Origin of the sequence: Citrobacter sp. Ce129, from assembly GCF_030334545.1 — a bacterium.
Classification (GTDB): domain Bacteria; phylum Pseudomonadota; class Gammaproteobacteria; order Enterobacterales; family Enterobacteriaceae; genus Citrobacter; species Citrobacter europaeus.
Genome location: NZ_JAOWDS010000065.1, coordinates 531885 through 544495 on the forward strand (window position 1 = coordinate 531885; position 12611 = coordinate 544495).

14 protein-coding genes are annotated in these 12611 nt (G+C 52.3%); 3 read left to right on the top strand and 11 right to left on the bottom strand.

From position 1 onward, the window contains the following. Positions 1-117 precede the first annotated feature (117 nt). Complete coding sequence (gene azoR / locus OGV77_RS16400) at positions 118-723, top strand: FMN-dependent NADH-azoreductase (protein WP_043016220.1); 606 nt, start codon at positions 118-120, stop codon at positions 721-723. Between the two features lie 43 nt (positions 724-766). Here azoR and OGV77_RS16405 read toward each other — a convergent pair whose 3' ends face one another. The 10 genes from OGV77_RS16405 to OGV77_RS16450 all read right to left on the bottom strand — a co-directional run bounded on the left by OGV77_RS16405 (position 767) and on the right by OGV77_RS16450 (position 9916). After that, the gene (locus tag OGV77_RS16405) at positions 767-958 is read right to left on the bottom strand and encodes a hypothetical protein (protein ID WP_003020344.1); all 192 of its coding nucleotides are present in this window, start codon (positions 956-958) and stop codon (positions 767-769) included. A gap of 98 nt (positions 959-1056) precedes the next feature. Continuing rightward, on the bottom strand, positions 1057-1458 hold the full coding sequence (locus tag OGV77_RS16410) for a hypothetical protein (RefSeq protein WP_075146217.1): 402 nt from the start codon (positions 1456-1458) through the stop codon (positions 1057-1059). Continuing rightward, on the bottom strand, positions 1434-2738 hold the full coding sequence (locus OGV77_RS16415; protein WP_087050520.1) for a phosphatase PAP2/dual specificity phosphatase family protein: 1305 nt from the start codon (positions 2736-2738) through the stop codon (positions 1434-1436). Before OGV77_RS16415 ends, OGV77_RS16410 begins: the two co-directional genes overlap by 25 nt. Further along, entirely contained in the window at positions 2728-4488 is a 1761-nt protein-coding gene (locus OGV77_RS16420) for a bifunctional alpha/beta hydrolase/class I SAM-dependent methyltransferase (protein WP_087050519.1), read from the bottom strand. Before OGV77_RS16420 ends, OGV77_RS16415 begins: the two co-directional genes overlap by 11 nt. Then, positions 4481-5122: a lysophospholipid acyltransferase family protein gene (locus OGV77_RS16425; RefSeq protein WP_087050518.1), complete on the bottom strand. Its 642-nt coding sequence runs from the start codon at positions 5120-5122 to the stop codon at positions 4481-4483. The genes OGV77_RS16420 and OGV77_RS16425 overlap by 8 nt, the downstream gene beginning before the upstream one ends. Positions 5123-5125: 3 nt before the next feature. Further along, the gene (locus OGV77_RS16430) at positions 5126-6043 is read right to left on the bottom strand and encodes a phosphatidate cytidylyltransferase (RefSeq protein WP_075146221.1); all 918 of its coding nucleotides are present in this window, start codon (positions 6041-6043) and stop codon (positions 5126-5128) included. Continuing rightward, complete coding sequence (locus OGV77_RS16435) at positions 6040-6645, bottom strand: CDP-alcohol phosphatidyltransferase family protein (RefSeq protein WP_087050517.1); 606 nt, start codon at positions 6643-6645, stop codon at positions 6040-6042. The genes OGV77_RS16430 and OGV77_RS16435 overlap by 4 nt, the downstream gene beginning before the upstream one ends. Positions 6646-6757: 112 nt before the next feature. Further along, complete coding sequence (locus OGV77_RS16440; protein ID WP_047411030.1) at positions 6758-7081, bottom strand: YdbL family probable chaperone protein; 324 nt, start codon at positions 7079-7081, stop codon at positions 6758-6760. 7 nt (positions 7082-7088) lie between these two features. Next, entirely contained in the window at positions 7089-7280 is a 192-nt protein-coding gene (locus tag OGV77_RS16445; RefSeq protein ID WP_003020350.1) for a YnbE family lipoprotein, read from the bottom strand. Continuing rightward, entirely contained in the window at positions 7277-9916 is a 2640-nt protein-coding gene (locus OGV77_RS16450; RefSeq protein ID WP_286502887.1) for a YdbH family protein, read from the bottom strand. Before OGV77_RS16450 ends, OGV77_RS16445 begins: the two co-directional genes overlap by 4 nt. A 690-nt stretch (positions 9917-10606) precedes the next feature. Here OGV77_RS16450 and OGV77_RS16455 point away from each other — a divergent pair. Both OGV77_RS16455 and hslJ read left to right on the top strand, forming a co-directional pair. Beyond that, the gene (locus OGV77_RS16455) at positions 10607-11596 is read left to right on the top strand and encodes a 2-hydroxyacid dehydrogenase (RefSeq protein ID WP_003833196.1); all 990 of its coding nucleotides are present in this window, start codon (positions 10607-10609) and stop codon (positions 11594-11596) included. Positions 11597-11707: 111 nt separating this feature from the next. After that, the gene (hslJ, locus tag OGV77_RS16460) at positions 11708-12127 is read left to right on the top strand and encodes a heat shock protein HslJ (RefSeq protein ID WP_047411022.1); all 420 of its coding nucleotides are present in this window, start codon (positions 11708-11710) and stop codon (positions 12125-12127) included. A gap of 13 nt (positions 12128-12140) precedes the next feature. Here hslJ and OGV77_RS16465 read toward each other — a convergent pair whose 3' ends face one another. Continuing rightward, on the bottom strand, positions 12141-12407 hold the full coding sequence (locus OGV77_RS16465) for a putative hemolysin (RefSeq protein ID WP_045442854.1): 267 nt from the start codon (positions 12405-12407) through the stop codon (positions 12141-12143). Positions 12408-12611: the final 204 nt, after the last annotated feature.

A 12611-nucleotide genomic window follows, 5' to 3' on the forward strand; every position in this document is an offset into this window, starting at 1 on the left:
TTCAATAATTTCGAACATAGGATTCGATATATTGCGCTATCACTGCGACAGGATTGTGAATAAAGTGTCAACAAGCAACGGGGCATAACCCCTTCAAACACATAAAAGGAAACACCCATGAGCAAGGTATTAGTTCTGAAATCCAGTATTCTGGCAGGGTACTCTCAGTCTGGTCAGTTGTCTGATTATTTTGTTGAACAGTGGCGTGAAAAGCACTCCGCTGATGAAATCACCGTCCGCGACCTGGCTGCAAATCCTGTTCCGGTACTGGATGGCGAGCTGGTGGGTGCCCTGCGCCCGAGCGATGCGCCGCTGACCCCGCGTCAACAAGAAGCGCTGGCGTTGTCCGACGAACTGATTGCTGAGCTGAAAGCGCATGATGTAATTGTTATCGCCGCGCCGATGTATAACTTCAACATCCCAACGCAGCTGAAAAACTATTTCGACCTGATTGCCCGTGCTGGCGTAACCTTCCGTTATACCGAGAAAGGTCCGGAAGGTCTGGTAACAGGTAAACGCGCAGTAGTACTGACCAGCCGTGGTGGTATCCATAAAGATACCCCGACCGACCTGATCACGCCGTATCTGAACGTATTCCTGGGCTTTATCGGCATCACCGACGTGAACGTCGTCTTTGCGGAAGGCATTGCGTACGGTCCGGAAGTGGCGACCAAAGCGCAGTCCGATGCGAAAGCCGCTATCGACAGCGTCGTCGCTGCCTGATAATTCACCCTCTCACCATCCGGTGGGAGGGTTTCTCCAGTATTTACTTCTTTACCTGCACCCGAATCTGTTTGCCGTGAATGCGATTAATATCACGCCAGATGGTTGCATAATCCCTGCATTTCGCCAGATTCTCTTCCCAGCAATGCAGCAAAAATTGTTCTGGCTCGGCAACATCCCGGCTTAATAGCTTGAATACCCAACGATTCCAGACATACCACTTGAGAAGCCACATGATCTCACTCCGCATCGCGACCGATATAGAACTATATCAGCCTGAATTTGATGCCGTGTGGCAACTATTGCGATGTTGATGAATAATCCAGATGAATGCTACATCAACAGCATCAGCCAGAAAGCCCACAAAATCGCAATCATGTAGAGCGTATGACGAAACTGTTTCAATGCGCCGGACTGCCGTTCAGCCAGCGTTAACGTTTTCAACCGTTCACGTCGCCAGATAAAACACAGCGCACTTCCGGCCTGCTCGTTGTTTTGCGGATTAATCAGCGAAAAATAGCGTTCGTCGAGCCACAGTCGCCAACAGCCAAACCAGACCGCTGCGCACAGCAATGCCATGACGGCGCGCGGTACCCCTGACGAAGCAACAAACAGCACCCATGCCATCGGCGGGAGGGAAAAAAGCAGCATAAAGCGCCAGCTTGCCAGCGTATGCCGCAGCAGAGCATGCTGAAGCACATCACCATTCGTTACATTGTCACTTTCTGTTGCCATTGTCGCAGCATCTCCAGATGTTTTTCTGTCAGTACCACCTGTGGCCGACTCGCCCGAATCTGCGCCACGGCGTGCTCTACCGTCGCCGCATGGCCATAACGCAACAGCCACGCTGCAACCACCATTGCGCTGCGCGACAGCCCTAAGGCACAGTGCACCAGCACCGTTCCCTGTTCCTCACGCAGAGCCTCCAGAGTGCTAACCGCCTGCTGCAGTTCAGCTTCATGCGGGATCACTAAATCCAGCATCGGTACGCAATGATAAGTACGCGAGGACGTCGCCCGCCCACGTGAAAACTCAAAGGTTAAGTCAAGCACCGCCTTTTGCGCAGGTACCGAGCGCGGAAAACTGCCGAGATATACGCCAGCCACAACCTGACTTACTGCCGGTATACGGCGGGTAAACCAGCGCATCGACAGCCACATTCCCGCACGCCACGGCAATGATAGCCAGTAAACCGCGGGAGACAGTCGCCCCTGCGAATCTTTCGCCGTCACCGCCGCGCCGAATCCCGCGTAACCGCAGCCGACCATCAACAAGGCCATCGCTGGCCATAGCAGCCATGGCGTCAGCAACGCTGCAGTAATAAAACATAATGCCGAGCCCAGCAGGTAACGGCGCATCAGCCTCTGACGGGCTGCATCCGGTCTGCACCAGCGCCAGCGGCATTGTTCCGGTACCATCCAGTCAATCAACATTCCTGCCGCCAGCCCGGTAATAATATCGATAAAGTGATGCTGCCAGGTGGTCAGCACCGATACCGCGATCAGTAAAGACCAGCCATCGCACAGTCTGCGCCAGCCGCCGGACAGATGGCGACTGAAATGCCGCCACAGCAGCCAACAAAGAATGATATGCAGCGACGGCGACTGGTTATAAGGCAGATCGAACTGTTCGAGCTGAGCAAACAGCCAACCCGCCGCGCCCGTCACTTCGGGGCGGGTAAAGGTAAACTGTAACGGGAACAGTAAAAAACCGGCGCAAGCAATCAACGATGCCAGTACCAGCCTGAGCACCAACCGACGCTGCTCGAAACGTGTAGTGCAAACAAACAGGGATAACCCGTAAAACAGATCCAGACTCCAGTACGGGATGATGGTCCACGGAATAAAAGGAATGGCAGATTCCCAGGCAAAAACCATGCTACCAACGTTCTGATAATGAGCATCCTGCCAGGCGGTAAACTGATTCACCTTGCCGTAGGTAAGGAAAAAAAATGGCGCCAGCAGCAGTAACCAGCCTACCGCCTGCACCATAACTTTACGCTGTTCAGGATGCACGGCGTACCGCCATAGAAACGGTGAAAATACCCCACTCATCAATCAGTTGGGTACACTTCTCAAAGCCTGCCTCGCGGACCAGCGCGTCCATTTCACCCTGTGTACGCACGCGCATAACCCATGCTTTGCCGTCTTTATGACTGGTCAGCGACCAGGCTATCGTTTTAAGCTGCGGATGCCACGGCTGCCCGGTGTAAATCAATACGCCCCCCGGCGCTATCGCCTCTGCCAGCCCGGCCAGAGAGTTTTTGACCAGCACATTTTCAGGAAAAAGCTCGTACAAACCAGAGACAATCCCCAGACCAGGACGAGGCTCCAGCGCCGCCAGCTGTTCGCGGTTGAAGGCATCGCCTTGCTCAAAACGCGCAATGTCAGCCATGCCTCTGCTGGCGATCATTTCCCGACCTTTATTCACATTCAATTCACTGTAATCACGCAATAAAATTGAACGTACCGCCTTTTCGCCTTCCAGCGCATCAAGCACATAGCGTCCATGTCCGGCAGCAATATCCACCACATGTACCGGCGTGCCCTGCTCATTCAACTGTGCGACAGCCTTACTAATCAGCATCTGCAAATGAATCTTACGCTGGCGGATCCCCTGCCAGCCGACATTGTTCAGGTAGTTCTTGTCGATTAAACGCCCCAGTGCACCGTTGCCCTGCGGCTGGTTGCGATAGACATAATCCAGTGTGCTACCGGAATCAAAACCGGTTTCAAATCCAAGACGCACGCCTGTTGATTGTGTGCCCAGAAGCTTCATTCCGTAGCGCAGGCCACGGTACGCAATATCGTCGAGAGAATACGGCGCGGGTCCCCCGTTGAGCATCCGCCAGGTATCGGCGCCAGGGCTCCAGCGATCTTCGTTGCTGTAATCAAAACGCTGTGGAGGCATAGCGTAGAGCGTAGAAATGAAATCACGCATTTTATCGAACGCCAGGTGCCGGTCTTTTTCGCCCAGCGTGTCGTGGTAAAACCCCGGCAGCACGTGCAGCTCTTTGAGGGGATTTCGCAGACGCTGATAAAAATCAATTTGCGGCTGGCGATGCACAACGAAATCATCGCCGGAGACCAGCAACTGCACAGGCATCGTAATGGCGGCGGCATCGCTGACAATGCGTTCTGCCGTTTTGTAGAGATCCAGCAAGATATTAACCGCAATAGCCCGGGTTATCTGGGTATCGAGGTTAAAGCTCGCCACACGATCGACGTCATGCGTCAGGTATTTACCCTTAACATAAGAGTTAACGAAAAACAGGCCGCGCAGTCGGTGCATTAACGCCAACCCCTGACGAGCAAACGGTACATACAATTTCACTTTAAAGGCCGGTGATGCCAGTACTAATCCGCGAATAGCGGGAGCATAGTCATGTACCCAGGTCGCGGCCAGTACCGCGCCAACGCTTTGCGCCACCACCACCACATCTTCCATGGCGGCATGACTGTCTGCAGCGGCGAAACGCACAAATTCTTCGACATCCTGTACCGAGCGCGCCAGAGAAGGACTATAGCCGCGCTGGCCCGGAGAGTGACCATGACCACGCGCATCCCAGGCATAAAATGCGGTATCCGGCATCGCCAGCTCGTCCACAATATGCTGTAACCGCCCGGAATGTTCGTGTCCGCGATGGAACATGACGATCACTTTAGGCGCTGAGCCAGGGGCAATTGCCGGCCAGTAGCGATAAAACAGTTCGGTATTGTCACTGGTCACAAAATGACGTTCGTCAGGTACGCGTGTATCACTCATGCGAATGTAATCCTTTAGTTTGTTGCTCCAACAGCAACAGTTGCTGTCTGAGTCCGTCCATGAAGAGGGGTTTATCCCCGTGAAAATACAATGCACTGCCTATGTTGACATCAATAAACAACGGCAGCGGGATACGATTCCCTTTCGCCATGACAGATTCGGTACCACGCAGCCAGACGGGAATAATCGGTACCTCCGGTACGCACTGGCTCAGATGCCACAATCCGGATTTCAGCGACGACAGTTTCCCCGGCTCGCCCCGCGTGCCTTCCGGAAAGAGGATCAGGATCTTGCCGTCGCGTAATGCCTGTTCGCACTGCGCCAGCGGATTGGCTTCTCCGCCCTTTCGCGAAATGGGAATAATGTTGAGAATATTTAGCGCAAACCAGGCCATGGCTTTATTACGCAGGAAATAGTCAGCGGCAGCCACCGGATGAACCGACGCCTGACGGCGCAGCGGAAAGAGCGAAAGCAACGCAAAAACATCCATATGGCTATTGTGATTGGCGACAATAATTGCCGGGCCGCGGGTAGGCAAACGCTCCCGGTGCCTGATACGCAGCCCCAGCCACAGCCAAATCACCGGCCAGACGATGCACAGCGTAAACAGGGTTCGCAGAATTGAGTTCAGCATAAGTTAATAGCAAAAGTAGCGAATGAAATGGAAAAACACCGGCGCGGTAAAGATCAGAGAATCCAGTCGGTCAAGGATCCCGCCATGACCTGGCAGCAATGTTCCGCTGTCCTTCACGCCGATATCGCGCTTGATTGCCGACATCACCACATCGCCACAAAAACCACTGATGCCGATAATAAAGCCCGCCAGCAGCGACAACGGAATGCTTAACGGCGTCATCAGCGGCCCAAGCAGCGCCGCCATCAGCGTGGTGGTCGCTACGCCGCCGACCAGTCCCGCCAGCGTCTTATTAGGGCTGACTCTGGGGATCACTTTGATGCGCCCAATCGATTTGCCCCACAGGTACTGCGCAATATCATTGAATTCCGTTAAGCCAACCAGGAACAGCACCAGCAATGCGCCGGTTTGTTGGCCATCATCAGGCAGAACCAGCAAAAACGCGACATGGCTGAAGGCAAAAACGGTGGTCATCAGGCTCCAGTGATGCTGCGAGGCGTAGCGCAAGAAGCCGTGCGTATCGCCCGCAATCACCATCCGCACGGGTAAGAATAAAAAAGCGTAGACCGGAATAAACACCACAAACATGCCGTACCAGTTAATACCGATCAGCCAGTAGTTGACTGGAATAGCAATGAACATCCACAGCAGCGGCATGCGATCGGTCTGACGCGACGGCGCCAGCGTTAAAAATTCCTTTAACGCCATGAAGCTGACCAGCGCGAAAAAGGTCAGCGCCAACCAGTGCGGACTTAAAATCGCCAGAGAAAACAGGACGATGATTATCCACCAGGTGCGTATACGTAATGTCAGTTCCCGCCAGTCTTTATCCGGTCGTCGCCACACCAGTAATCCATTCACCACTGTTGCAACCAGCAGCAGTGCAAAAATGACCGCGAGTGACTTCTCCAGCATCATCATTGCGCCACCTCTTCGCGTAATGCGCTTCTACAGCGGTTAATCACTGTCCATAGCAGCAGGAGAATAGCAACACTCCACAGCACATTGTTCCACTGTACAAGCTGCGGCCACAGAGTCAGCGCCAGACCCCATGCGCCAAATACCAGCGCCCGGTCACTTTTCCCCAGCGGCCCGGCATAGCTGCGAACGCCATTAATCGTTTGTGCCAGAACGCCGCAAAACTCCGTCATTACCGCACAGAACAGCATCACCATAACCAGCAATCCATTACTGTCAGGAAGCATCATAAACGGCAGATAAAGCGCTATATCTGAAAGAATATCCCCGCTCTCGTTCAGAATGGCCCCAAGGCGTGACTGCTGGTGACATTCACGCGCCAGCATACCGTCGAGGGCATTGAGCGCCATTCGAATAAACAGCACTATGGGCAGGAGAACAAAGTATTCAGGCTGGGGGAAAATCACCAGTACGCCGCCGGTCACAAAAGAGAGCGCCATAGCGGCAAGGGTAACGTGATTCGCTGTGACGCCTTTTTTATGTAGCCAGAACATTAATGGGCGCAGAAGTGCCTGGAAGGCGGGCTTGATCTGATAAAGCGTCATCATCACTCCTTGATAATTTACGGTGTTGACTATAGTGGATTAATTAACAGTACCCGCCTATTACTTTTCTTTGGATTAAACAGAAATCAGATTCTATCTACAACTCCGTTGATTATTTTCTCAGCCACTTGCCATTAATACCCTGCACATACTCTCCTGGTTTCGCGCGAGCAACCAGCTTTTGCCCGGCCATTTTCGCCACTTCATCAGGCGGAATGTTGTTGCTCCTGGCCAGTTGCTGATAGCTGGCGCTGCGCGCTTTGTTAATCTCATTCACCAGCGCCTGCGTTTCTGCGTCGGTTTGCAATGCCACCAGATAACCATTAAGCGTTTCGCCCACCCGGCCCTCGGTTCTGGCTTCACTCAGGGTCAATGCCCACACGTTGCCGCTCAAAAAACTCAACGCCACCAGGATCGCTACAAACTGTTTTTTCATTGTGACCTCAGAACAGATCGCTGCGCGATTTTAATAAGCTCTCAACGTCTTTATCGACTTTGATATGGATCTCATGCTCAATTTTGACGTTCATATTAATCGTGATCGGCTCTTTTGGCGCAGCCACTTCGATTCTTGGGGTACACCCGACCAGCAGAGATGAAGCCAGCAGACCCAGCATGGCAGCTATCGTTTTCATTGTTGTTCCTCACATTCCTTGCCTTCCAGGCAATGGGGTTCCGGCAGCGCTGCATTTTGTTCAAGCCATGCCTGTAAATTGTCGCCAAAACGCAAACTACGCCAGAGCGTAAAGACGTTTTCCTCGTGGGTGTAATTCAAATTTACCGTCCCCACTTTGCCATCCACCCGGCTATTACCAGTCACGTTTGCCTGCATGGTTAAAACGCCGAGGTTATCCAGATTTATTTTCGTCCAGGAATGGCTTATTTCCATATAGCGCAGCCAGTTAATGGCCGCACCCGCCGCCATATTATCTTTGACGACGGCATCTGCGGTATCCTTATCAATACGCAGCGTCATCGGCCCCGGGTTGGTTAACCATCCGTCTTTAATGATCCACTTCTCGTTATCCAGCCATAACGGCAACGCGCCGCTGACCGGGCCAGACATGGCGAATTGCTTGGGGTTAACCGCGCTGATAAGCTCACTCGAGGAGATATTCTGCACCCGCAATAATGCAGGATCGTGTTGCGGCATCCGCAGTTGCTGCATGATGACTTTGCCCCCCAACAGTTCGGCGCTGACATCGCTTAACAGTAACGGATTAGCTTCGCTCCAGGGATACGCCCCCTGCAGATCGGCGGCGATATTTTTCACCGTCACCTGATTAACCACTTCCGCAATACGCAGTGAAATAGGCCCACGCGTACCCAACTGCCATGCGCCTTCGCTAAACCGGAAAGGCAGCACAAAATCGACACCATTAATTTGGTTATCGGGCATCCAGGCGCTACCGCCTTTTAATACCCCATGACCACCGGCTTCAAAGCCCTGTTCCGGGGCAGCTGAAAACGCTACCTGCGCATACAGTTCCCCTTCACGTAGCTTCATTTTCCAGTCAGGTGGGATGAGCGGTTGAAAGACGGTGAGCGATTGTTTTGGCCACCAGGCCTGTCCGCGCAGTCGGATCCCGTCCCAACGACCATTTAGCTGTACAGGGCCAATCGCCCCCGCGTGAAGCTGGCCTTTATACTGGAAAATCGTCGGGTCGGTGCCTTCCACACTGAACTTCAGGGTTGACGGTGGTAACACACTTCCCCCGGTGAAAGTGGTGTTCCCTGCGTCCAGCGACAGCGCACCGCTAAACGTCGGTTTGTTGGCATCCCGCCCCCAGACAATGGGTTCGTCCATCACCAGGCGCGGGTTATCCACCTGCATGGTGCCGTATTGCAGATGATCAAACCCGGTGGAGAGATCAAAAAGCTTCAGGGTATTGTCATGCCATTCCCCCTTACCCGCCACGTCCCAACGCGCATGCATCGGCGTAAAGCTGCCTTTGCCCCAATATCGCCACTGCCAGCGACCCGCGTCGGGGAGAAAATCATTTGCCAGACCATCCAGATGCAATTCAAAACCGCCCATCTGGTTTTCATGCGCGCGCAATATAGCCTGCAGACGGCCATCCACGCCGCGTTGCGTTACCTTTACGCCCGCCAAAGGCCAGCGAATTTCGTCAATATCCAGCGAGTCGATCACCCGTCCGCGTGAACGCAGCAGCGCCCCTGGCTCAAAAACAAGTTGCGGGTCGTTCAGGCTGCCAGTCAGTCTGGCGGGTAACCTGGCGTAGAAGATGAGATCGCCCTGTTTCGCCTCGCCGATCAACTGCAACGGCATATCGCTACTATCCACACCCAACTTGCCCGGCCCCAGCGTTAATACGGCGTTTCCTTTACCCGCATCGCCTTGAGTAAGTATGTTCAGACGTCCGCTCACCACGGCATTTTCCAGCCCGGCCCGCCAGTTTTCAACTTTCATGCCCAGCCGTCCGCTTAGCGGAAATCCCTGATAAAGCCAGTTCCAGCGACCGTCGCTAATGGTTAATTGCTGACGGGTTATTTCCCACGGAAGATCAAGCAGCGGATCGGCATTATTTCGCGCCATGACGATCAGTTGTCCGCTGTTTTCTTGCCATTCAAGTTCGGCATCCACAAGCGTTGGCTCCTGCGGCAAGCTCAGAGTAGCAACCGCATGACCGCTCACCGGTAATCCATCGGGAACCAGCGGCATGGTAAATTCACCGACCAGTTTTATCGGCGGCTGCCCTTCAAATGCGGCGATATCCAGCTCATTTACCGTGAGATTTTGCCCATGCAGGCTCCCCTGGAATTTAACCTTTTCACCCTGGTAGCGCAGTTGCTGGCTAGAGGGAGTTAGCGAGAGCGACAGTTTTCCCTGCCATTCCTGCCAGGGAGAGAGAATGACTTTGTCGATGTTAATCCAGGTATTGGGCAGCATAGATTGCCATTCTGCCAACGTTTTGGGCGCTACCGGGGATGATTCTGTCTGCGGCAACCTGGCCAGGCAAGCTGAATCCAGCTCCACAGCCCCGACATTGAGCAACCAACGACTGGGATGGGAAAGATCCGCCTGAGTAATGCGCGCTAGCGGGCAATCATCGACCAGATAGCGGAGTTCCGGAATATGCAGCCCATGCCGTGTCAGCCGTGGACTCTCATCCAGCGCGATGCGCGTGCCAACCGGTAACCAGATGCCGACCAGCGTAGGAACCCACAGGCCAAGCGTCATTACCAGCGTCAGCGGCACGAGAATAAATAATAAGAGGAGTGCCAGAACGGCTTTATATTTACCCTTCATGGGTAGTTAATATCCTGATTTAGCGAAAATTTAAGCCGGTTTAGGCCAGTATTGTGGCATGTTTAACAGGATATGCCCACATTAAGAATAAATTCCCATGAAGTATACGCAGAGTTAATGAATGAAAGAGAACCAGAAAAACATTATTTAATTCAATGAGATAAATTATTATATTATATGGCACGCTGTTACACGTGCCGTCGGGAATAGTAAGATTCAGACTCAATGAGGCCTCAGTTGTCCATCGCTATGTTTAGGTCCTATACGACCTGCTTCGATCAGAATTTCCTCGATAAGTTCTTCGAGGCACTCCCTACCGTGATGATCGCAGACCAGATGTACCTGCCGGGAAATCTCATCAGGTTTCATACCATCGCATAATGCCGCCTTGAGCATTAAGGTGGCCCATCGTTTTGCTTCAGAGTGAGTTAACATGACCCCTCCCGATATTTGCTACCTGTATAAGCGTAGCCTTCCGGATGTGATTCGGCTGGCTTTTTATCTGCGGCGATATCTGGGGGTTGAGTTGGATGGAAAAATATCCGGTTGTTGAAATTGAGTAACCTGCCCACACTAACAACAGATGCGCTGAAATTATTCATTACGCCTATGACTATCAATAACTTTTTAGATTTTGTAAAATAATTTGAATTGGATTAATGTGACCTCAAAATCACTGGAGAAAGTCTTATGAAACTCGCCATCTATAGTACAAAACAGTACGACAAGAAGTATCTGCAGCAGGTTAACGAGGCTTTTGGTTTTGAACTTGAATTCTTTGACTTTCTGTTGACGGAAAAAACAGCGAAGACTGCCCATGGCTGTGAAGCCGTATGCATTTTCGTCAACGACGATGGCAGTCGCCCTGTTCTGGAAGAGCTGAAAAAGCATGGCGTGAAATATATCGCGCTGCGTTGCGCCGGGTTTAATAACGTCGATCTCGACGCGGCAAAAGAGCTGGGTCTGCAGGTCGTACGTGTACCGGCCTATTCACCTGAAGCCGTCGCTGAGCATGCGATTGGCATGATGATGACGCTGAATCGCCGTATTCACCGCGCCTATCAGCGTACCCGTGATGCCAACTTCTCTCTTGAGGGCCTGACCGGCTTTACCATGTATGGCAAAACAGCCGGGGTGATCGGTACCGGTAAAATCGGGATTGCTGCGCTGCGTATCCTGAAAGGTTTTGGTATGCGTCTGCTGGCGTTCGATCCTTACCCGAGCGCTGCTGCGCTGGAGTTAGGCGTTGAATATGTCGATCTTAAAACTCTGTTCGCAGAGTCCGATGTCATCTCCCTGCACTGTCCGTTAACGCCGGAGAATTATCATCTGCTCAATCACGAAGCCTTTGAGCAAATGAAAAATGGCGTGATGGTGATTAACACCAGCCGCGGCGCATTGATCGATTCGCAAGCCGCTATCGATGCGCTGAAAAACCAGAAAATTGGTTCTCTGGGTATGGACGTGTATGAAAACGAACGCGATCTGTTCTTTGAAGATAAATCCAATGACGTGATTCAGGATGATGTGTTCCGTCGTCTGTCGGCCTGTCATAACGTGCTGTTTACCGGTCATCAGGCCTTCCTGACCGCCGAAGCATTGACCAGTATTTCTGAGACTACGCTGCAAAATCTGGCGCAAATCTCCAAAGGCGAAACCTGTCCAAACGCCCTCTTTTAATCCCAGTGCTCCCCTGACTTTAGGGGGGCATTTTCAGACAATCACCGATGATAAAACATTCAGTATCATTATTATATTGAATGTATCCCGTCACAAACGTAGAGAAATTTAATGAAGAAAGTTGTCACGTTGATTGCGCTCAGCATGCTGATGGCTGGCTGTGTGAGCAATGGAAAAGTTTCCGTCAATCGCGATCAGTTGCAGCATCACCGCTTCGTTTTACAGAGCGTGAATGGTAAGGCCGTCACCGTCGCCAATAACCCGCCCGAATTGAGTTTTGGTGAAAACATGACGGTGTCGGGAAAGATGTGTAATCAATTCCACGGTCAGGGCAAACTGTCCGACGGCGAGTTGAAGGTAAAAGATATGGCGATGACCCGCATGATGTGCGCCGATCCACAGCTTAACGCGCTCGACGGGATCGTCAGCGAAATGTTTAAGCAAGGCGCACAGGTTGATCTGACTGCTGACCAGTTAACGCTGGCGACAGCAGAACAAACGCTGACGTATAAACTCGCGGACTTAATGTAAGAAACGCGCTGGCTTAATAGTTGCCACAGCTTCCGGCGGCAAGCGACTGCTCACTACAGCGTTTGCCGTTGGGTAACGCACACATTCCGATAGCTGAACCATCCAGTTGACGGGCAACGGAGAGCGAACCACCAATCATGGCGCAATTAGCTTCTCCAGAACTGGACATTGCAGCCCTCATCCCCGGTGCGACATGCGCGGCGGTTGCCTGCTGAACAGGTTCACTGCTACAAGCCGATAATAATAACGCGGCACACCCTACCCAAAACGCTGCGCGCATCTTACTCCCCTCTGAATATTAACCAAACGACACAGCCATAAATAATAGGCAGCGGAAACACCGCCGTCGAGAGGCAATATACGCATTTATGCGCGTTGTTTACATTTTCTGGCAATTTTTTGCCTGCTCCTTTGATCAAACCATTCATTCTGTTAATTCCAGGGACACAAAAGCGAAAATCTGTCTGAACGGCTTTTGCTAAAA

Coding starts and splice junctions, on each gene's coding strand:
- azoR (WP_043016220.1), top strand. CDS start 118: ATGAGCAAGGTATTAGTTCTGAAATCCAGTATTCTGGCAGGGTACTCT.
- OGV77_RS16405 (WP_003020344.1), bottom strand. CDS start 958: ATGTGGCTTCTCAAGTGGTATGTCTGGAATCGTTGGGTATTCAAGCTA.
- OGV77_RS16410 (WP_075146217.1), bottom strand. CDS start 1,458: ATGGCAACAGAAAGTGACAATGTAACGAATGGTGATGTGCTTCAGCAT.
- OGV77_RS16420 (WP_087050519.1), bottom strand. CDS start 4,488: ATGAGTGATACACGCGTACCTGACGAACGTCATTTTGTGACCAGTGAC.
- OGV77_RS16425 (WP_087050518.1), bottom strand. CDS start 5,122: ATGCTGAACTCAATTCTGCGAACCCTGTTTACGCTGTGCATCGTCTGG.
- OGV77_RS16430 (WP_075146221.1), bottom strand. CDS start 6,043: ATGATGATGCTGGAGAAGTCACTCGCGGTCATTTTTGCACTGCTGCTG.
- OGV77_RS16435 (WP_087050517.1), bottom strand. CDS start 6,645: ATGACGCTTTATCAGATCAAGCCCGCCTTCCAGGCACTTCTGCGCCCA.
- OGV77_RS16440 (WP_047411030.1), bottom strand. CDS start 7,081: ATGAAAAAACAGTTTGTAGCGATCCTGGTGGCGTTGAGTTTTTTGAGC.
- OGV77_RS16445 (WP_003020350.1), bottom strand. CDS start 7,280: ATGAAAACGATAGCTGCCATGCTGGGTCTGCTGGCTTCATCTCTGCTG.
- OGV77_RS16450 (WP_286502887.1), bottom strand. CDS start 9,916: ATGAAGGGTAAATATAAAGCCGTTCTGGCACTCCTCTTATTATTTATT.
- OGV77_RS16455 (WP_003833196.1), top strand. CDS start 10,607: ATGAAACTCGCCATCTATAGTACAAAACAGTACGACAAGAAGTATCTG.
- hslJ (WP_047411022.1), top strand. CDS start 11,708: ATGAAGAAAGTTGTCACGTTGATTGCGCTCAGCATGCTGATGGCTGGC.
- OGV77_RS16465 (WP_045442854.1), bottom strand. CDS start 12,407: ATGCGCGCAGCGTTTTGGGTAGGGTGTGCCGCGTTATTATTATCGGCT.